Here is a 19,982-nt window from a genome sequence, read left to right as displayed (position 1 = left end):
GCTACTATAGACCCCTCGCGGGGAGTATACGGATACCCGCCGAAACAGCATGCGCGACACCCTCATCTACCTGGACCCCGACAGCCAGCTGAATTTGCAGAACCAGATTCGCCGGAAGCTGGTGGACGGCATCCTCTCGGGCGCGCTGCCGCCGGGCCACAAGCTGCCCTCCAGCCGCAAGCTCGCGCAGCAGCTGGACGTGGCGCGAAACACGGTGGTGCTGGCGTATCAGCAACTGATCGCGGAGGGTTATCTCGTCAGCCGCGCGCGCAGCGGCATCTTCGTGAGCGAGGAGATGCTGGAGAACCGGGTGGGTTATCGCGGTGAGGTGGTGCCGGCGAGCGCCGCCCAGTCGGAGGCGTGGCAGAAGCGAACGAAGCGCCCGCTGATCGCGAGCCGCGCCCTGGCCCAGGACCTGCCCAACTGGAACCGCTACCCGTATCCGTTCATCGACGGCAAGTTCGACGCCTCGCTGTTCCCGCTGGCCGAGTGGCGCGAGGCCTCGCGGCTGGCGCTGAGCGTCGACGACGTCCGCCAGTGGTCGGCCGGCAGCGGCGATGCGGACGATCCCATGCTGATCGAGGAGATCCGCAGCAAGATCCTGAGCCGGCGCGGCATCCAGGCGGGCTCCGACGAGATACTGATCACCCTCGGCACCCAGAACAGCCTGTACCTCATCAGCCACCTGCTGGCGGATGCCAGCGTGACCGCGGCGATCGAGGAGCCCGGCAACAGCGAGATGCGGGAGCTGCTGCGCCAGAACGCGGCCCGCATCCGGCCCCAGCCCGTGGACGCCGAAGGCCTGGTGGTCGACGAGCATCTGGAGGACTGCGACCTGGTCTACGTGACGCCGAGCCACCAGGTGCCGACCGCCGTGCTCATGTCGGCGGAGCGCCGCCGCGCGCTGCTGGCGGCGGCGAAGCGCGACGACTTCCTCATCGTGGAAGACGATTACGAGTGCGAGATCAACTACCGCGACCAGCCGATCCCGGCGCTCAGAAGCATGGACGAAAGCGGCCGGGTCATCTACGTGGCGAGCCTCTCCAAGGTGCTGGCGCCGGGCATCCGCCTCGGGCTGATCGTGGCCGACGCCCAGTTCATCGAGCGGGCGCGGGCGCTCCGACGCACCATCATGAATCACCCGCCGCTCAACAATCAGCGCGCGGTGGCGTTCTTCCTCTCGCTGGGCCATTACGACGCGCTGATGCTGCGCCTCGGCCGCGTGCTGCAGGAACGGCGCATGGCGCTGCGCGACGCGCTGAACTGGATGCGCGGCGTGCCCATGGAGATATCGCCGGAAGTGGGCGGCACCACCTACTGGGTGCGCACGCCGGATCACTTCGACGTGGAGGGTTTCGCCCATGACGCCGCCCAGCACGGCATCCTGATCGAGCCGGTGCGCCATTACTACGCCGAGGCGGCGAACGCCGAGAACTGCTTCCGCATGGGCGTGACCAGCCTGCCCGTGGAGCAGATCCGCCCCGGCGTCACCCGGCTGGTGGAACTCATCAGGAAGCGGGTGAAAGGCCAGGTGGAGCATCTCTCCACCACCACCGGCGAGTGGCTCAGGGGCGAGGATCTCGTCGCCACCATGAGCGGTGCCACCATCCTCTACCGGGAGGTCTACGGCGCGCCGTGCACCATCACCTACCATCCCGGCGGTGCGATGAGCGGCGTGCTCGGCTATTCCAACGAGGAGCGCGACCAGGGCCGCTGGCGCATCGCCGACGACGTCTTCTACCGCCAGTGGAGCCGCTGGAACTACGGCGAGAAGAAGGGCTACTCCATCGTCATCGACGAAGACCAGATCAAGTTCTTCAATGCCGAGGGGCAGATGGTGGATTCCGCGTTCCTCCTGCGCGGCAGTGACGCCGCGGAGCCCGACCGGGCCGTCTGGACCGGCACGGACCGCGGATCTGGACCTATCTAGCACTGCCGATCGCGAGTAGTTTGAGCCTCCGGACCCGGGGGAGTGCACGGATGAGCGTGATCGGAATCGCTGCGCTGCAGCTCGAAGCCGCTAACGGCGACAACACGGATTCCATGGCGGCGGAGATCGACGCGGTGATGCGCCGGTTCCCGTGGGTGGACATGGTGCTGCTCGGCGAGCTGAACGCCTACGGCTCCGACCCGAAGTACGCCCAGCCCATGCCGGGCGAGTTCGAGACCCGTTTCGCCGTGCTGGCGCGCCGGCACGGCATCTGGCTGGTGCCGGGCTCCATCATGGAGCGGGACGGCGACGCCTGTTACAACACCGCGCCGGTGATCGATCCGGAGGGGCGGGTCGTCGCCCGCTACCGCAAACAGTTCCCCTGGCGTCCCTACGAGAAGGGCGTGACGCCGGGTTCCGAGTTCGTGGTCTTCGACGTGCCGGGCATCGGGCGCTTCGGCGTCTCCATCTGCTACGACATGTGGTTCCAGGAGACGCTGCGCACGCTCGCCTGGATGGGCGCCGAGGTGATCCTGCATCCCTCGCTCACCAGCACCATCGACCGCGAGGCCGAGCAGTGCATCGTGCGGGCGAGCGCGGCCATGTACCAGTGCTACTTCGTGGACGTGAACCTGGCCGGTCCGCTCGGCGTCGGCGGCACCATCGTGGCGGGGCCGGGCGGCGAGGTCATCCACCAGGCCGGCAAGGGGCGCGAGATCATGGTGATGCGCCTGGACCTCGAGCAGGTGCGCGAGGCACGCAGGAACGGCTGGCACGGACTCGGCCAGCCGCTGAAGAGCTTCCGCGACAGCCGCCTCGAGTTCCCGCCCTACGTGGAAGGGCACGACTCGGAATATCTGCGCTCGCTCGGCCCGCTGGGCCCGGCGGCCTCCGCGCGCAGGGACGAGAACGGCTGATGCGGGCGGTCGCGCCCAACAGCATGGCGGCGCGGATCTTCCTCGGGTTCCTCGCGACCGCGGGCCTGTTCTACGTGAACATCATGCCGGCGATTGTCGACGGCCTGAAGGAAGGGCTCGACTTCACCGATCGGCAGGCCGGTTTCGCGGCGTCGGCCAACGTCTACGGTGCCGCGCTCGGCGCCCTGCTCATCGTCTTCATCGTGCGGCGCATCCGCTGGCGGCCGGTCGCCTACACGCTGCTCGCGACCCTGATCCTGATGGATCTCCTGTCCATGCTGGTCGCGGCCCCCGGGGTCATGATCCCCACGCGTTTCGTGCACGGCTGCGTGGGTGGCGCGCTGGTGGGCGTCGGCTTCTCGGTCATCGCGCGGACGCTGCATCCGGACCGTACCTTCGGCGTGCTGCTGTTCATCCAGTTCGGGCTCGGCGGCTTGGGCAACCTCTACATACCCCGGCTGGTCCCGGTGTTCGGCACCGACGTGCTGTTCCTGTCGCTGATCGCCTTCAGCCTGGCCACCCTGGCGATGGTGCCGTTCCTCGGTCCCTACACAGCCGATCCGGCAGCGAGCCCTGTCGCCGACCCGGAGAAGGCGAAATCGGCCCTCGTGCCGATCGCGCTCGTGCTCGCCTCGATCTTCCTCTTCCAGGCGGCGAACAACGGGCTGTTCGCCTTCATCATCGGGCTCGGCAAGTTCGAGGGTCTCACCCTCAACTTCATCACCATCACGCTGGCCGTGGCGGGCTGGATCGGGCTGGCGGGCGCCGGTCTGGTCATCGTGTTCTATACCCGCTACGGGCGCACCATCCCGCTGGCGGCGGCCATGCTGGTGACCATCGCCGCCACCTGGGCCCTGCATTACAGCGAGAGCGGCATGGTCTACCTGCTGGCGAACTGCGCCGTGGGCATCACCTGGGCGTTCTGCATGTCGTATCTGCTCGGCCTCGTCTCCGCCTTCGACGAGACCGGGCAGATGGCGGCGCTCGGCGGTTTCGCGTCGAAGCTGGGCCTGGCCAGCGGCCCGCTCGCGGGCGGCCTGCTGCTCGGCGACAACAACTACGGCCTGCTCATCAACCTGGCCGTCATCGCGCTGGTGCTCAGCACCATCGCCAGTGTGATACCGGCGCGCCTGAAGGACCGGCCGGCGCCGCCGGTGCCACCCGTGTCCGATGCGCTGGCCGAAGAACTGGACTAGCGGGCGACCCGGAACTGGTACTACGCGGCCTCCGGGGGCTCGGGTAATTTGAAATTGCCAACGAAATAGCCGACGAGATCATCGAGCGGGATCGGGGGGAGAACCCAATGGAGAAGCAACTGGAACTGCGGCGCAAGCCGCTGGCCGTCGCCGTCACGGCGGCGTGCATGGCGATGTCGGCGAACGCGCCGGCTCAGGAAGGGGCCGGCCCGGTCATCGAGGAGATCCTGGTCACGGCCACCCGGCGCGAGGCGAGCGTTCAGGACATCCCGTACAACATCTCGGCGATGTCCGGGGACTACCTGGTCGATGTCCACAACGTCGTCAATCAGTACGACGTGCTGCGGGCCATGTACGGCGTGACCGTCGTGGACCGCGGCTACCGGAACTCCGGCACGGTCAACAACATCGTCATCCGCGGCCTGAACGTGGATAACGGCGCGAACGGCGACATCATGCTGAATGCCGTGCCGACCGTGGCCACCTACTACGACAACACGCCCCTGTTCGCCAACTTCCTGGTGAAGGACATCGAGCGGGTGGAGGTGCTGCGTGGGCCCCAGGGCACCCTGTACGGCTCCGGGTCGCTGGGCGGCACGGTGCGCTACATCGCCAACGTGCCGGACCCCCAGGCCTTCGACGCCAGCGTAGAGGTGGACTTCGGCACCACGTCGGGCTCCGGCGGCAACAACCTGGCCTTCGACGGCATGATCAACGTGCCCATCGGCGACCGCACCGCACTGCGGGCGGCCTACAGCCGCATCGATAACGACGGCGTCATCGACTACGTCAACGTCTACCAGCTGAACGAGTTCCGCGAGCCGCTGATCGATGTGGACGGCCAGTGCGTGGATCCCCGCGACGCTACCGACCAGCAGATCCTGTTCAACACCGGCTGCTTCCGGGAAGCCGAGGACGCCGATACCGTCGAGATCGACTATTACAAGCTGGCGCTGCGCAGCAACATCACGGACTCGCTGAGCGTACAGCTGAACTATCACCGCCAGGAAGACGAGATCGGCGCGCGGCGCTCGACCACCGTGGGCGACAACGGCCAGCCGCCGGGCTCCGACCTGTTCTTCGCCTACGGCGACGACGACAGCGGCCAGGTGATCCTGGAGCCGTCCTCGCGGGAGGTCGACCTGGCGAGCCTGGACGTGGAGGTGGACTTCGGCTTCGCCACATTCACGTCGACCACCTCCACCTACGACCACACGGGCGTGGGCGAGAGCGACAACGGCGGCCTGTGGGCGAGCGGCGGCCGCGACTGGAACTTCCTGTTCTACGGCGGGCAGTGGCCGCGGCCCATCCAGCGTGCCGAGCGCGGCTACGAGGACGAGGCATTCATCCAGGAGTTCCGGCTGGTGTCGAAGACGGGCGAGAGCTTCGACTGGATCCTGGGCGCCTATTGGATGGACCAGGAGACCAGCGTCTACCAGCTGAGCTGGAACCCGGGCATGAACCTCTTCAAGAATGCCTGCCGGGATACGGGGGACGTCATCTGCACCATCGGCGGCATCTACGGCGGCTTCTGGCCGCGCTTCTACGCCGGCGATCTCAGCGAGATCGACTTCGAGTACGTGCGCGACACCGATTACGAGGAGCGCGCCGTCTACGGCGAGGTGACGTACCACTTCAGCGATACCTTCCGGCTGACGGGCGGCTTCCGCTGGTTCGACAACGAGACGGTGAACGACACCATCCTGGGCTTCCCGCTGCCGCCGGGATCCACCTCGCCGGCTGCGCCCCAGTCCACCGACAGCGACGACGACGTGCTGGTGAAGCTGAACGCCTCCTGGGACCTGAACCCGAGCGCCATGCTCTACACCACTTACTCCGAGGGCTACCGCCACGGCGGTGCGCAGGCGGTGCCGAGCCTCGAGAACGGCGATCCCTTCGGCGAGCCGAATGCCGAGGCCATCCGCACCTTCGAGTCGGACTCGGTGAAGAACTACGAGATCGGCATCAAGGGCGGCACGGACGCATTCCAGTACACCGCCGCGGCCTTCTACGTGGACTGGGAAGACCCCCAGCTGAACACGACCTCGGCGTTCTTCGGCTTCTTCCTCGCCGCCAACGGCCAGGAGGCAACCACCCGGGGCATCGAGCTGGAATTCGAGGGCTACCTCACCGATACGCTGCACTACCGGGTGGGCTACACCTGGCTGGAGGCGGAGCTCGACAAGGACTTCATCAGTCCGCAGACCGGGGCCGTGGTGGCGCCGCAGGGCTCGGACCTGCCCGGGGCGCCGAACAACACGCTGAGCTTCAACGTGGACAGCCGCTGGCAGCTGGGCACCGACATGGAACTCGTCGCCGGCGTGAACGGCTACTACCAGAGCGAGGCGGAGAACTTCATCAACCAGTCGAGTGTGCTGAACGAGACCTACGAGTCGTTCCTGCTGCTGGGCGCCTCGGCCTCCCTGACCCGCGACAACTGGCAGGCGACGCTGTACGTGCGCAACCTCACCGACGAGGAGGGCGTGAGCGGCGGATTCCCGTCGGCCTACTGGAGCTACGACACCGGCATCTTCGAGAACTGGTACGGCAACGGCAATCGCCGGTTCATCGTGGAGCCGCGCACCATCGGGCTGAGGCTCGGCTACCGGTTCTAGTGTCGCATAATGTCCGGGCCATGCGCCCGCATCATCCGGACAAGCCGCCACCGGACGCGGCCTCCACGCTGGAGGCCCGGGTGCGCGAGCGGATGCGCAGCGGCGACCTCCGCGGCGCCGCCGCGGTCTGCCGGCAGCTGAATCATCAGCATGCGGATTACGCGCCGGGCTGGCTGGCGGCCAGCCAGCTCGCGCTGCGCATGCAGAACCCCGGGGGCGCGCTCGCCGCGGCGGAGAAGGCGCTCGAGCTCGAGCCCGAACGCACCGTCCTGCTGTTGCAGCAGGGACTCTGTCTCGCGGCGCTCGGCCACATCGAGGCACTCGGCGAACTCGTCGACCGGCTGCAGAGCCGGCGGCTGCGCACGGCGTTCGAGCATTCCACGCTCGGCCTGCTGCTGACCCGGCTGGAACGCCGGGAGCAGGCCGTCACGCACTACCGGCAGGCCGTCGCAGCCGAACCCGGACACGCGAAGCACCATTACAACGTGGCGGCGCTCGAGCGCTCCCTCGGCCGCATCGAAGCGGCGGAGTCGTACTTCGACGAAGCCATCCGGCTGGACCCGACCGACTACGAGGCATGGAAGATCCGCTCCGAGCTCCGCGGGCAGACGCCGGAGAAGAATCACGTGGCGGCGCTCACGCAACTGCTGGAAGCGGGTATTGAAGATGCCCGCGGGCGCGTCCACATCCTCTACGCGCTGGCAAAGGAGCTGGAGGACCTCGGCGAGTCGGTCCGCTCGTTCCGGTATCTGAAGGAGGGTGCGGATACGCGGCGCGAGTACATGCGTTACGACGTCGGCCGCGACGTCGAGACCATGGCCGCACTCGAGCACGAATATGGGGCGGATCGATTCGAGGGCGCCGTGCCCGGCCAAGACAACGCCGAGGCCATCTTCGTGCTCGGGCTACCCCGCACCGGCACCACGCTGGTCGAGCGCATCCTCGCGAGCCACACCGACGTCTTCGCGGCGGGCGAACTGACGAACTTCGCCGAGCAGATGATGCAGCAGGTACGAGCCGTCGGCTATGCGCCGCCGAAAGACCGGGACGAACTGGTCAGGCGCAGCACGCAGCTCGACTTCCGCGCGCTGGGTCGGGCCTACGTCGAGAGCACGCGGCCGTTCACCGGCCATACGCCGCGCTTCATCGACAAGATGCCGCTGAACTTCCTCTACGTGGGGCTGATCCACCTCGCCCTGCCGAATGCGAGGATCGTGAGTGTGCGGCGCCATCCGCTGGATACCTGCTACGCCATCTACAAGCAGCTGTTCGTGGACGCCTATCCGTTCTCCTACGACCTCACCGAACTCGGCCGCTACTACGTGGCCTACGACCGCCTGATGAAACATTGGGAACGCGTGCTGCCCGGCGTCATACATACGGTCCGCTACGAGGATCTCGTGAACGACCTGGAATCAGAGGCGCGCAGGCTCGTGGACTATTGCGTGCTCGACTGGCAGCCCCGCTGCCTCGAGTTCCACACCAACCCGGAGGCGTCCACCACGGCGAGCACGGTGCAGGTGCGCCGACCCGTGTATCGCACCTCGGTCGGCCGCTGGAAGGACTATCGGCGTCAACTCGCTCCACTGATCGAGGTGCTGGAGGCCGCCGGTGTGCCGCTGGAGGAATAGCGCAGCCGGGACGTGCGCGATCCTCGTTCTTCTCCTCGCGGCGACGGGTCACGCGGCGGAACCACGGGTTCTGTCCGCTGCGTTTCTCCTCGGTGACGCTCCGCTCGCCGAGCCGGTGCCGATGTCCGAGTACGCGCCGCCAGCCGAGGCGTCGTCGCCGCGGCATCGTTTCTCCGGTACGCTCCGACCGCAGACGACGTCGGCCGACGGCTTCCGGCTGTTACAGGACGAGTTCGACCGGGCGGCCGGCGTGGGCGAGGCGCTGCGTTCGCTCCCGCGCTTCGACCTCGGCTACCTGCAGGACGGCGGCGACCTCGTGCCGCTGACGCTCGGCGTGCTGCGCACCGACCATCCCTACTGGGAGCTGATCCTGCAGCCGGGCCGGGCCTGGCAGGAACCCGGCGACGGCGGATGGAGCCGGGCCTCGGTACCGTTTGCACTGCAGGAGCGTGCCGCCAACTGCACCCACTACGGGGTCATGACCTGGCTGTTCGACGATGCGGGGCGGGTCTCCCGGGCCGCGTGGCAGATCGTCAGCGAGACCTGCGCCTATCTCCGCTTCGACGCCTGGGGCGTCATGGATATCGACTACGAAGCGGCGGAGGCCGGGGCGTCGGCGGAGGCACAGGTCGCGCGCTTCCGCCGCCACGAGGCCGCGCGCCTGCCGGTGCGCCCGCTCGCCCGCCTGGCCGAGGACCATCCGGGCGTGAACCCCTCGTCGCTCGGTGATGCCGACGGCCTGAAGCGTGGCGACCTCACGGTGATGGGCCTGGTCGCCGGCGGCATCCACTACCGCAGCGATTGCCCGACGCGCTACGGGCCCTACCCCTGGTGCACGAGTCTGCCGCTGCCGTCCTATTCCACGGCCAAATCCCTGTTCGCGGGTGTCGGGCTGATGCGGCTCGAGCAAATCAGTCCCGGCGCATCACAGGCGCCGATCGCCTCGCTGATCGAGGCCTGCGATCGCGAGCGCTGGGGCGACGTCACGCTCGAGAACGCGCTCGACATGGCCACGGGCAACTACGACTCGGCGCGGCCGTACGAGGACGAGGATGCCGCCGGCCACCTGCAGTTCATCTTCTCCGACAGCCACGCGGAGAAGCTCCGCCTGGCCTGCGGCCTGTTTCCGCGCCGGGCCGAGCCGGGCGCGCGTTTCGTCTATCACACCTCCGATACGTATCTGGTTGGCACGGCGATGCAGCGCCTGCTCGACAGGGGAGGACAGGCCGACGTCTATCGGGAACTACTGGTCGACTCGGTCTGGCGTCCGCTACGGCTGGGCCCGCTGCTGGACGATACGAAGCGCACCTACGACCGCGCGGCCCAGCCTTTCACCGGCTACGGCCTGACCTACGAGGCGGACGACGTTTTGCGCGCTGCCCGCTGGCTTATGGACGGCGCCGGCCGGATCGGCGGCACGCAGGTGCTGGACCGTGCATTGCTGGACGCCGCGCTGCAGCGGCGCCCCGACGACCGCGGGCTCGCGGCCGGGGATGCCCGCGTCCGTTACAACAACGGGTTCTGGGCTTACGATGCCGGCCCCGATTTCGATTGCGGGCATCCGGTGTGGGTGCCCTTCATGTCCGGTTTCGGCGGTATTGCCATAGCCATGTTCCCGAACGACGTCATCTACTACTACTACTCCGACGGCCACCTGCACCGCTGGGGCAGCGGCCGGGAGGCGGCCCAGGCCATCGGGGATCTCTGTGACGCGGCGGCGCGGCCCGCCGGATGATCCGGTGCCGGGCCGCTTGCCGGACGCCCGTCAGTTATTCGCCGTCAACGGATCGATGATCTGCGGCACCTCCGTGATGCTCGCCACCGGAATCCCGCTCAGCTCCGCATGCTTGCGCACGGTGTCCTCGTCCTTCGCCAGGTACACGCAGTAGGTCTTGTCGCCGCCCACGTAGCTGTGTTGCCACTGGATGTCCTTGCCCAGCTGGTCGATGGCCTGATTCGACGCCCGGGCGGCGCCGCAGAGCTCGGTGGTCGACATGGCTCCGACGCCCGGGATCTCGCGCTCGATGATGTATCGCTTCAGTTGTCCCATGGTTCTGCTCCGCCGTTGTGCGGGGAACTATTTTCTCCGATCCGACCGATCGATCAATGTAAATATTCTTCCTCTTGCTAAAGCTGACCTTTATTATTGGCCGATGCCCGGGACGACCCATCTCAGAGCATTGCAGGCCCTGGAGCTGGCGCTACGCACCGGCTCCATGAAGACCGCGGCGCGGGAACTGGCCATTTCGCCGGCCGCGGTCGGCCAGCGTATCCGCGCCCTGGAAGACTACCTGGGCTACGACCTGCTGGTGCGCGGCCGCTCCGGATTGCGGCCCACGCGCGAGCTGGAGGCGGCCATGGCGCACCTCGGCGCGGCCTTCCGCGAGCTGGATACGGTCTCGCAGATCCTCGACTTCCAGCGGGTCGAGGAGATCCACATCACGGCCGACCCGGACCTGGCCGAGCTGTGGCTGCGTCCGCGTCTCGAGGCGTTCAGGGCCGAGAACCCGAATTCGCTGTTCTGCCTGAACGGCATCGGCGACGTGCCCGTGCGACTGGGCGACGCCGACTGCGAGATCTGGTTCGGCCGCAGCCGGGGAGGCGAGGAAGAGCAAACGCTGTTCCATGATTACCTTCTTCCGGTGAGCTCACCGGCCAACACGGAGCGCATCTCGAAGCTGCCCGAAGAGAGCCGGCTGGAGGGTTTCCCGCTGCTGCACCTGGACCGCTACACCGTGGATGCCGGGGAGATCGGCTGGAAGGAATGGATCCGGGAGTACGGGCATCGCCGCACGGCACCGGATCGCGGCATCCGCTACAAGCGTGTGCAGCATGCGCTGGAAGCGGTCTATGCCAACGCCGGGCTGATGATCTGCGGCCTGTCGCTCGTGCTGCCCGAAGTGGAGGAGGGCGGTCTCTCGCTGCCCTTCGACGTCGACAAGGGAACCTGGACCAGGGCCGCTTACTGCGTGGCGTTCCGCCCGGACCGCCTGCGGCGTGGCTCGGTGGACCGGTTTCGCGAGTGGTTGGGAGAGCAGGCCGAGGAAACGCTGGGCCGGCTGCAGGCGCGAGTCGGTGTCGCGTGAACCGGGTGATCCGGTGGGTGGCGCCGGAGCGGCCGAGCCGCCCCATGGGAGCGGCCCGGCCGGCGCCGCAGCGTGGCTACTCCAGCAGCCGCGGATTAACCTTCGTGAATATCCCGTCCGGGTTGTGCCGCCACACCCAGACATGCAGAGTCCAGAGGCTCCCATCCGTGAACGGCGTCCAGAAGTCGCTGTCGCCGGTGAATCCCTCCGGAGCCGGGAGCGTGCAGACCGGCGGTCCGCCACAGAGAGTGACGTACTCGATCGCGCGCAGCTCGGCCTTGCCGCCCTGTCCCGGGGTGCAATCCGCGTAGATGAGGATCTCGGGCCGCTCCGCTTCGAACCGGTCGTCCAGCAGGCCCTGGTTGAGCAGATGGCAGCCAACGCCGTCCAGGAAGAAGCCGATGTCCACGAAACCGTCGGCGTAGGCGGCGTCGATATCGTGGTACCGGGCCGTGGCTTTGCGGGCCGCCGCCAGCTCCGCGTGCATTTCAGCCGCTGCCGGTGGTGCGGCGGATGCGACCTGTGCGAGCGTGATGCTCTGCACGAGCAGCATCAGCGCTGCGAATGTCGAAAATGCCCTTGTGCTGATCATTTTTGTTGTCATGGCGAAACCTCCAGTTTGTCTTCTGTACTCGTCGACGCCCGATCGGATTGCGGTCGACCGGACGTCGATTCGATTTTCGGTAAGGGAGATTTTTCGGCAAGCTAAGATTTCTTTTTGCCATTAAAGATAATCTTTACCGGGAGCGGAGCATCCCGCGCGCGCGCCGTTCCGGACGGTCGTCGCTTGAAATTTTGCTTTTGGCATCAATGTCTAACGTATAAGCGGTCGATACGAGACCAGCGCCGACCGTTCCCGATCACACAGCCGGCGAGCAGGAGCAAATGCGATGACCGAAGAAGTGACAGCGACCTACGGCGACGCGACGCCCGTTAAGAATGTCGAAGAAGATCTTCGTGCGCTTGGTATTCCCAGTGAGACCATCTACGTCGACCGGGACAACCGGAAGATACGGGTGAAGACCGCCGAATCGACGAAAGCCGAGATCATGGAAGTGCTGAAGCGGCACGAACCCGTGGAATTGAGTTGAGAAGGCCACGGGAAGATTCCGACAACGGGGTGTAGGCGTTACTCCGGCCCGTTCCGGCTACTGACTGTCCCCACGCAGCGTTTGGCCTGTGGCCTGCGGCTGCCCCCCGCCTCTTACCCGAACCGGCGCATGGCGGCGCGGTTTCGGCTACCCTCCTGCATGACGGGTAAGTCTCGCAGGATGACAGCGTGGCCGCCGACCGCTTCCAGCGCGTAAAGCAGATATTCAATGAGCTGGCCGAGCTCCCGCCGGACGAGCGCGCTGCGCGACTGGATGCCGCCTGCGAAGGCGACGAGGAGCTGCGTGCCGAACTGGAGGCGCTGCTCGCCGGACTCGACCTGAGCGACGATACCGTGCGCCGGGTCGTCGGGGGCGCTGCCTCGAATGCCCTGGGTGACGCGCCCCCTTCCGGCGCAGGCCGTGTCTACGGCCCGTGGAAGCTCACGCGGCTGATCGCGCGCGGCGGCATGGGCGCGGTGTATCTGGCAGAGCGTGCCGACGGCAGCTATGAACAGCAGGCGGCGGTGAAGCTGGTCAACGCGGCGTTGATGTCGCCGCTGGCCCTGCGGCGCTTCGACGACGAACGGCGGATTCTGGCGCGGCTCCAGCACCCGAACATCGCCCGCCTGATCGACGGTGGCACCACGGCCGACGGCGAGCCCTGGCTCGCCATGGAATACGTCGACGGGCTGAGGATCGACGAGTACTGCCGGGCCCGCGCTCTGGATATCCCTGCGCGGCTCGCGCTGTTCCGCAAGGTATCTGCCGCCATCGACTATGCCCACCGCAACCTGGTGGTCCACCGCGACATCAAGCCCTCGAACGTCCTCGTGGATGGCGAGGGCGAACCGAAGGTGCTGGACTTCGGGCTGGCCCGACTGTTCGAGGACGAGAGCAGCCAGGCGGCGCCGACGGTGACCGAGCACCGTGCGCTCACGCCCCGCTACGCGAGCCCCGAGCAGCTGAAGGGCGAGCCACTGACCATCTCGACCGATGTTTACTCCCTCTCCGTCCTGCTGTACGAACTCCTGGCCGGCGCGAGCCCCTACGAGGCCACCGCCAACGACCCCGCGGCATTGCACTTCGCCATCTGCGACGGCGATCGCGAACCGCCGAGCGCAGCCGTCACGCGGGACGGCGGCGACGGGTACGGGAACGGGCGCGAGACCGCACGCGAGCTCAAGGGCGATCTCGACAACATCGTGCTGAAGGGCCTGCGCGCCGAGGTGGAGCGCCGCTACGGCACGGTCGGCGAGCTGGTGGAGGACATCGGGCGCTACCTGCGCGACGAACCGGTCATGGCGCGGTCGGACACCTGGCAGTACCGCACCGCGAAGTTCATGAAGCGTCGCCGCACGCCGGTGCTGGCCGCGCTGGGCGTCATCGCCGCCATCGCGACTCTCAGTGCGCTGTTCGTCGACCGCATCCTCACCGAGCGCGACGCGGCCGAGGCCGCCCGGGCGCGGGCGGAGCAGGTGACGGATTTTCTCACCGATCTGTTCGCCGGCGCCGATCGCTTCGAGAGTGCCGGCGAGGAGGTGACGGTGCGCGATCTTCTCGATGCGGGCGCCGCGCGCATCCGCACCGAACTCGCGGACCAGCCGGTGGAGCGGGCGCGGCTGATGCAGCGCATCGCCGACACGTACAACGCGCTCAGCCTGCGCGAGGAGGCCGCGGCACTGTCGCGGGAAGCGTGGACTGTGCGGCGCGAGACGCTCGGCGACAAGCACGCCGAGACGCTTGGTTCGAAGCGGAACTACGCTGATTTCGTATGGTTGGCGGGCAATGACGTCGACGAGTCGATTGCCTTGCTGCGCGAGGTGCTGGCCGCGCAGATCGACACCATGGGCCCGGCTTCCCACGAAGTGGCATCCACGCGCAACGCCATCGCCAAGGCGCTGCGCCACAAGGGGGATCAGCTCGGCGCGCTGGAGGAGTTCCAGGCGGCGCTCGCGATACTCGAGGACCTGCCGCCGGGACACCGCGATCGCCGTTTCCGGGTGAACGTGCTGAATCAGATCGGCAACATCGCCGAGTCCCTGGGCGACGTCGACGGAGCCATCGACCACTACGGCCGGGCACTCGACATTCTGGAAGAGCGCGGCGAGCCGAACCATCCCCTGGTGGGGGCGCTGCTGAACAATATCGGTGTCGCCCTCCGTCGGCAGGGCGACCTGGAAGAGGCGCTGACGTACCTGGAACGGGCGGTGGAGCACACCCGCCGGGTGCTCGGCGAGGAGAGCGAGGACTACGAGGTGCAGCTCTCGACACTCGGCAAGTCGCTGGGTCAGCTGGGCCGCTTCGAGGAAGCCAACCAGGCGCTCGACCGGGCGCGCGGCGTGGCGGAGAAGCTCTACGGCACCGATCATCCGTTCTACGCGTGGCACCTCGTCAACAAGGCACGGATGCGCCAGCTTCAGAACGACCATGCGGCTACGCTCGCCCTGCTCGACCAGGCGATCCCGATCTACCGGGCCGCCTACGGCGACTATCACCCTTTCCTCGCCGCTGCGGAGATCGGCTATGCCGAGTCTTCTTTCGAGACGGGAGACGTGCAGGGCGCCGCGGCACAGGCCCGCGAGACGCTGGAGCGCATGCGTGAGTATCCCGACCACGAGCGCCACATCGAGGCGCTGGGCCGCAGCATCCTGGGCCGCGCGCTCGGCCGCCTCGGTCAGGATGCCGAGGCACGCGAACTCCTGACCGGGGCGGTGGCAAGCCAGCGCGAGCTGTACGGCGACGAGCACCCGCTCACGGCGAAGACCGCCGGTTACCTCGTGGAGTTCCTGGATGCTCGGGGCGAGACCGGCGAGGCCGATCGGTACCGGGGGCTGACGGTGGCTCGGTAGCCCGACTCTACTGCATCGCCTATGCTTGGAGGCATTATGGGTGTTTCCGAAGAAATAACCGGGCTCCTGCAGGCCTGGCGCGGCGGCGACGAGAGTGCGCTGGAACGGCTGGCACCTTTCGTCTACGACGAGCTGCGCCGGCTGGCCGGCAGTTACATGCGCTCGGAACGGGACAACCATACGCTGCAGCCGACTGCGCTGGTGAATGAGGCCTTCATGCGAGTTGCGGGCAGCGCCATCGACTACGAGGATCGAAAGCACTTCTTCGTAGTGGCGGCCCGGATGATGCGGCGGGTGCTGGTCGACCATGCCCGCCGCACGAATCGGGAGAAGCGCGGCGACGGCGCGGCGAACGTCACGCTGACCGGAGCAGCAGGCGTGGACGATACTGCGTTGGAGCTACCGATCATCGCGCTGGACGAGGCGCTTACTTCGCTGGCGGATTCGGATCCCCGTTCTGCGAAGGCGCTGGAACTGGTCTACTTCGGCGGACTCTCGGTCGACGAAGCGGCGCACGCCCTGGAGGTGTCGCAAAGCACGGCCTACGAGGACGTGCGCTTCGCGCGTGCATGGGTGAGGAAGGCGCTGAGATAGGTTGCGGCGCCGGGCCGCCGGGGCGTCTCATCGTTCGGTCGTGCCGCCGGTCCTCAGCCGGTTGATCCAACCGGCGAGTGCGCGGTAGCGTCCGCTGTCGCCGATCTCATCTTCTTCGTTCAGCAGGGATCGGACCGTACTGTCGACCGTCGTGCGGATGATCTCCCTGTCATCGTTGGCCGCCTCGAGGAGGGTGTCCAAGAGTTCGCGCAGGTCTGCGTCATCGCCGCAGGCGCGATCCAGCCATCCCCGCCGGTCGTGCTCTTCGACGGCCAGCGCGCGGTCGAACAGCTGCCTGAGGCGACTCTGGTCCACGATAGGGTTCCCAGTGGCTGAATCCGGAAAAGAGCCCGGGCGGCCATGTGGCCGCCCGGGCGTGTCAGGGTTACCCGTTGCTCACTCGAACTGTGTCACGTAGGGCATTGGCTGGTAGACGATACCGGCACGATCGAACCCGACCAGGTCCGCCCGGTTGTCGCCGTCGACGTCTCCCACCTGGCGCGGGAAGAACTCTCGGCAGGGTGTCAAATCGCAAGGTGTCGGGTCGTCAGCGAACCAGCGGTCGTCGCCGTTCCCGTCCAAGTTCGCACCGAGTTTGAAGTCCGTGGCCACGATCCTCTCCTGTGCGAAGGCCGGCGTGCCGTCGATGCCGAGGCGATTGATGCCTATGGCAGCACCCCCGCCATTATAGCCGACGAGATCCTTGTAGCCGTCCGCATTCACATCCGCCAGGTAGCGGACATGAATATCGCGAAAGGGCGCCCAGCCGCTGCGGTTGGTGAAGGCGTCACCGAAGTCCCGTAGTTCGGCAAATTTGATATCGCCCGACGCGGACTGGTTGACGAGCACGAGGATCCGATCCGAGCCGACGGCCACGATGTCCGGCAGTCCGTCGCTGGTGATGTCGTCCACCCAGCGCTCGTTGCGCACCACGTCCCAGCCCCGGTCGTCGTTCCGGCCAAAGTTGGGGGTGAGGACCACGAAGTCCTCGAACGAGCCATCGCACCGAGCCTGCGCTACCCAGGTATCCGTGCTGCCGAAGTAGACGACATCCGCGCAGCCATCGCCGTCGAGATCCGCGACCTCGAGTGGATAGGTGGTCCGATCGATCACCTCGCCGGCTGGCAGGGGCGTGGCGTCGCGCTGGGTCAGCTCCAGACTCGAGCCGCTGCTCGTGTAGGCCTGAATGGCGTCGAGTTCGGCGCTGGCATGGACGAAGTCCGGGAAGCCGCTGTTGTCGACGTCAGCGACATACGCGTTGTCCGACGCTCCCCTCCAGGCCAGATCGGCGATCCAGACCAAAGGATCCTCAAACGCCGAGCCGCTGTTGCGTCCGTACCGGACGACAGCAGTACTCAAGGCACCACCCCCGGTGATGTCGACGCCGACGATCTCCAGGCCCCGGGCGCCGTCGATATCGGCGAACAGCCTCGGCTCCGAGTTCACGTCATCGTAAATGCCGTAGTGCCAGTTGCCGGTCGACCACACTTCGCGCGGTGAGAATCCGCCCGGGGAACCCAGCGCCACCGTGGTGTCGCTGTTCGAGAGGCCGACGATGTCGGCATGCCCGTCCTCGTCGATGTCGATGACCTGCCGAACGTGCCGCTGCGTCCGCCACCCGTTCACGTAGCCGTAGACGTTCTGCGGACGGGTGGGCTCCGTGAATACGATGGTGGCGGTTTCGGTCAGGCTGTTGGGCGGCGTGGAGTCGTCCACCGCGTCCAGCGTGAGCGTCCACTGCCCCGCTCCGTCATACAGGAACTTGCTGTCGATACTGAGGCTCGCGTTGCCGCCGCTCAGCACCTGGAACGATGTTACGTCCGTGCCATCGGAGCGCCAGTCGATGTCCACATTGGCGGGGACATTCGGCGCGTTCGCCGTGACGCTGCCGGTCAGCTGAACCGCGTACTCGCTCTCAAGCGCGGCATCACCGAAGGGATCGCTACCGAATGCCACTACCGTGCTGTTCACGAGCGGCAGGTTCCCGTTGTCCGTGTCGGTGAAGTCGTCGATCCCGTCGCCGTCCGTGTCCCGGTTGTAGGGATCGAGGCCGCGGTCGCGCTCGTCGGCATCTGCGACCAGGTCGCCGTCATAGTCGGCTGCAATCGGCGACGACGAGACAGTGGCAGGATAGCGGTTCGGGTCGATCTGGTTCACGGCGGTCACGGTCCAGGTTTCGCGGATCTCTTCGAAGTCGCTGAGACCGTCGCCGTCGGTGTCCGGTTCGTCGGGGTCGGTGCCGTGCAAGCGCTCCTCGCGATAACCGATGCCATCCCCGTCGGAATCCTCGAGCAGCACCAGCAGCACCTCGTCACGCGCCCGCACCTCGATGTCTGCCAGGGCGTAGTTTGCGTCCTCGGGATCGAAGATGGCGGTCTCGGTCTCCGTGTCGCGCTTGCGATTCCGCGTGACCACCCAGCGGCCGACCGCCGACTGCTCGCCGCGCACGGTGGTGAGGCCGCTGCCATCGCTGGTGGTCGGCACGCGCAGAAACTCGTCGAGCAGGACCTGCAGCGTCTGACCCGGCGCGTTAGGCACCGTATTCGTCGCCACCTGGTAGAACTCGGTCTCCCGGTATGGGCCGTAGTCGATCACGATCTTGGCCGTGTTGTTCGCGATATCCTGCTCCTGGAAGGGGAAGGGCAGGCCGTTGCGGTCGGCGATCTCGTACAGGGGCTCGACCTGGATCGAGCGCGTGTTGTTGAGGAGACTCCTGACCGTGCCCAGGTCGATGTCGTTCTGTTCGAAGGTCAGCAACGGCGTCTCGTTGCCCTGGCTGATGCTCGTGGCGGGAAACGATTGCGCGCCGTCGAGATTTAATGTGCCCGTCGGAGTGAAAGGGTCCTTGCCCTCGCTGGTGCGAGTGGAGGCGAGCGACAGACTCTCGATGCGGAAGGTGAGATGGCCGCCGTTCTCGATGCGGACGCCGAAGCGCATGAAGCCGCTCTCGGTGTCCCTCGTCGTCTCCACGTTGTTCGCCTGCATCTCCTCCCAGGCCGTCCGGTTCTCACTGGTGTTGGTCTGGTCGAAGCTGACCGTCGCGGAGGCCGACACCGATACGGACTGGCTGACCTCAGCGGAAGGCCCGGAGACGCTCGCGCCGACAGTCGCCGTGGTTGTTGCCTCCACGCCGATCGTCGTGCTCGCGCCATAGGAGGTAGACGTCGAGTTGGTCTGCGCCTGCGATCGGCTGGTGCTCGTCGTCGTGCCCTGAGCCGTCCCCTCAACGTAGTTCCAGCCGATGATCGGGGTCTCCTGGATACGGATGAGCACAACCGGGACGTCGGCGACCCGGGGGTTGAAGACGAAGTTGTTCACCGCAGGATCGAAGCCGTTGGTGATGAGCTCGTCGAAGTCCGAGTAGCCGTCACCGTCAGTGTCGGCCAGGATCGGCGAGGTACCGTACTGTTGAAGCTCTGCGCTGTCGGTCAGGCCGTCGCCGTCGGTGTCCGTTGCCGCCGTATTCGTCTCGCACGCGACTGCGACGTCGGTGACATCCGCCGTGGCAGTGCCGGAGCCGTTGGTCACCGTACAGGTCTGATCCGGAGAGGCAGGCTGAGTGGCGACCGTGACGCTGTAGGTGTCGCCGCTGTCAATCTCGGTGGCGAAGGCGAAACTGCCGTTCGCGGAGACGGCTAGATCGTCGCCGCCGTTGTTTCGCAAGGTGAGTCCGCTGCCCGCGAGCCCGGACACGGTACCACCGATGCTGTAGGTCGATGGGGGCGGTGGCGGCGGCGGTGGCGGAGGAGGGTTGGTCGTGGTGTCCCCGCCACCACCACCGCCGCCGCAGGCGGCGAGCGCGAGCAGCAGGGCGAGGCCCGGGATGGCTTTCAGGCCGGCAGCCGGCAGGGTATCGATTCTGGTTTTCATCGGAACGTCCTCTCTCCTCGAATGGGTGGTGCCTTACCCATTCATGCGACGCGGAGGCGGGATATTCCGACGGGAGATCGAAATTCTGCGGAGAGGGAGGCAGCACGGGTATCCGACCTGATTCGGGCCGCAGGGGCCAGGCCGAATAGTTGAACCCGTTTCCGACCAGACGGCGCCATCGTTGGTACGTTCGCACGCGCGGT

15 protein-coding genes are annotated in these 19,982 nt (G+C 66.9%); 10 read left to right on the top strand and 5 right to left on the bottom strand.

Features of this window, described 5'->3' with window-relative positions:
- The first annotated feature begins 49 nt into the window (after nt 1-49).
- The 6 genes from pdxR to ACJMK0_RS10130 all read left to right on the top strand — a co-directional run bounded on the left by pdxR (nt 50) and on the right by ACJMK0_RS10130 (nt 10,024).
- Entirely contained in the window at nt 50-1,930 is a 1,881-nt protein-coding gene (gene pdxR, locus ACJMK0_RS10155) for a MocR-like pyridoxine biosynthesis transcription factor PdxR (RefSeq protein ID WP_405238040.1), read from the top strand.
- Nucleotides 1,931-1,980: 50 nt separating this feature from the next.
- A complete protein-coding gene (locus tag ACJMK0_RS10150; RefSeq protein ID WP_405238038.1) occupies nt 1,981-2,847 on the top strand; it encodes a carbon-nitrogen hydrolase family protein in 867 nt (288 codons plus the stop codon).
- Nucleotides 2,847-4,043 (top strand): MFS transporter, encoded by a 1,197-nt coding sequence (locus tag ACJMK0_RS10145; protein WP_405238036.1) that lies wholly within the window; start codon nt 2,847-2,849, stop codon nt 4,041-4,043. Before ACJMK0_RS10150 ends, ACJMK0_RS10145 begins: the two co-directional genes overlap by 1 nt.
- A gap of 107 nt (nt 4,044-4,150) precedes the next feature.
- A complete protein-coding gene (locus tag ACJMK0_RS10140; RefSeq protein WP_405238034.1) occupies nt 4,151-6,658 on the top strand; it encodes a TonB-dependent receptor in 2,508 nt (835 codons plus the stop codon).
- Nucleotides 6,659-6,678: 20 nt separating this feature from the next.
- Nucleotides 6,679-8,289 carry a tetratricopeptide repeat-containing sulfotransferase family protein gene (locus ACJMK0_RS10135; RefSeq protein WP_405238032.1) on the top strand — a complete coding sequence of 537 codons (1,611 nt, stop codon included), beginning with the start codon at nt 6,679-6,681 and terminating at the stop codon, nt 8,287-8,289.
- Nucleotides 8,290-8,410: 121 nt separating this feature from the next.
- Complete coding sequence (locus tag ACJMK0_RS10130; RefSeq protein WP_405238030.1) at nt 8,411-10,024, top strand: serine hydrolase; 1,614 nt, start codon at nt 8,411-8,413, stop codon at nt 10,022-10,024.
- 30 nt (nt 10,025-10,054) lie between these two features.
- On the opposite strand, the gene ACJMK0_RS10125 is transcribed toward ACJMK0_RS10130, so the two are convergent.
- Nucleotides 10,055-10,339 (bottom strand): DUF4242 domain-containing protein, encoded by a 285-nt coding sequence (locus ACJMK0_RS10125; RefSeq protein WP_405238028.1) that lies wholly within the window; start codon nt 10,337-10,339, stop codon nt 10,055-10,057.
- Nucleotides 10,340-10,442: 103 nt separating this feature from the next.
- Between ACJMK0_RS10125 and ACJMK0_RS10120 the strand changes: the two genes are divergently transcribed.
- Nucleotides 10,443-11,375: a LysR substrate-binding domain-containing protein gene (locus tag ACJMK0_RS10120; protein ID WP_405238026.1), complete on the top strand. Its 933-nt coding sequence runs from the start codon at nt 10,443-10,445 to the stop codon at nt 11,373-11,375.
- 76 nt (nt 11,376-11,451) lie between these two features.
- Here the strand turns inward: ACJMK0_RS10120 and ACJMK0_RS10115 are convergent, their stop codons facing one another.
- Both ACJMK0_RS10115 and ACJMK0_RS10110 read right to left on the bottom strand, forming a co-directional pair.
- Entirely contained in the window at nt 11,452-11,862 is a 411-nt protein-coding gene (locus tag ACJMK0_RS10115; RefSeq protein ID WP_405238024.1) for a hypothetical protein, read from the bottom strand.
- Between the two features lies 1 nt (nt 11,863).
- A complete protein-coding gene (locus tag ACJMK0_RS10110) occupies nt 11,864-12,100 on the bottom strand; it encodes a hypothetical protein (RefSeq protein WP_405238022.1) in 237 nt (78 codons plus the stop codon).
- A 165-nt stretch (nt 12,101-12,265) separates the two neighbouring features.
- On the opposite strand from ACJMK0_RS10110, the gene ACJMK0_RS10105 reads away from it, so the two are divergent.
- From ACJMK0_RS10105 to ACJMK0_RS10095, 3 genes are all read left to right on the top strand, one after another.
- Nucleotides 12,266-12,466 (top strand): hypothetical protein, encoded by a 201-nt coding sequence (locus ACJMK0_RS10105; RefSeq protein ID WP_405238021.1) that lies wholly within the window; start codon nt 12,266-12,268, stop codon nt 12,464-12,466.
- 188 nt (nt 12,467-12,654) lie between these two features.
- Entirely contained in the window at nt 12,655-15,315 is a 2,661-nt protein-coding gene (locus ACJMK0_RS10100) for a serine/threonine-protein kinase (protein ID WP_405238019.1), read from the top strand.
- Between the two features lie 36 nt (nt 15,316-15,351).
- Nucleotides 15,352-15,909 carry a sigma-70 family RNA polymerase sigma factor gene (locus ACJMK0_RS10095; protein ID WP_405238017.1) on the top strand — a complete coding sequence of 186 codons (558 nt, stop codon included), beginning with the start codon at nt 15,352-15,354 and terminating at the stop codon, nt 15,907-15,909.
- Between the two features lie 27 nt (nt 15,910-15,936).
- Here ACJMK0_RS10095 and ACJMK0_RS10090 read toward each other — a convergent pair whose 3' ends face one another.
- Both ACJMK0_RS10090 and ACJMK0_RS10085 read right to left on the bottom strand, forming a co-directional pair.
- Entirely contained in the window at nt 15,937-16,224 is a 288-nt protein-coding gene (locus ACJMK0_RS10090) for a hypothetical protein (protein ID WP_405238015.1), read from the bottom strand.
- Between the two features lie 81 nt (nt 16,225-16,305).
- The gene (locus ACJMK0_RS10085; protein ID WP_405238013.1) at nt 16,306-19,779 is read right to left on the bottom strand and encodes a hypothetical protein; all 3,474 of its coding nucleotides are present in this window, start codon (nt 19,777-19,779) and stop codon (nt 16,306-16,308) included.
- Between the last annotated feature and the right edge of the window lie 203 nt (nt 19,780-19,982).

It is taken from the genome of Lentisalinibacter orientalis (assembly GCF_040706535.1).
GTDB lineage: Bacteria > Pseudomonadota > Gammaproteobacteria > Steroidobacterales > Woeseiaceae > Lentisalinibacter > Lentisalinibacter orientalis.
This window is presented reverse-complemented; position numbering and strand designations above follow the sequence as displayed.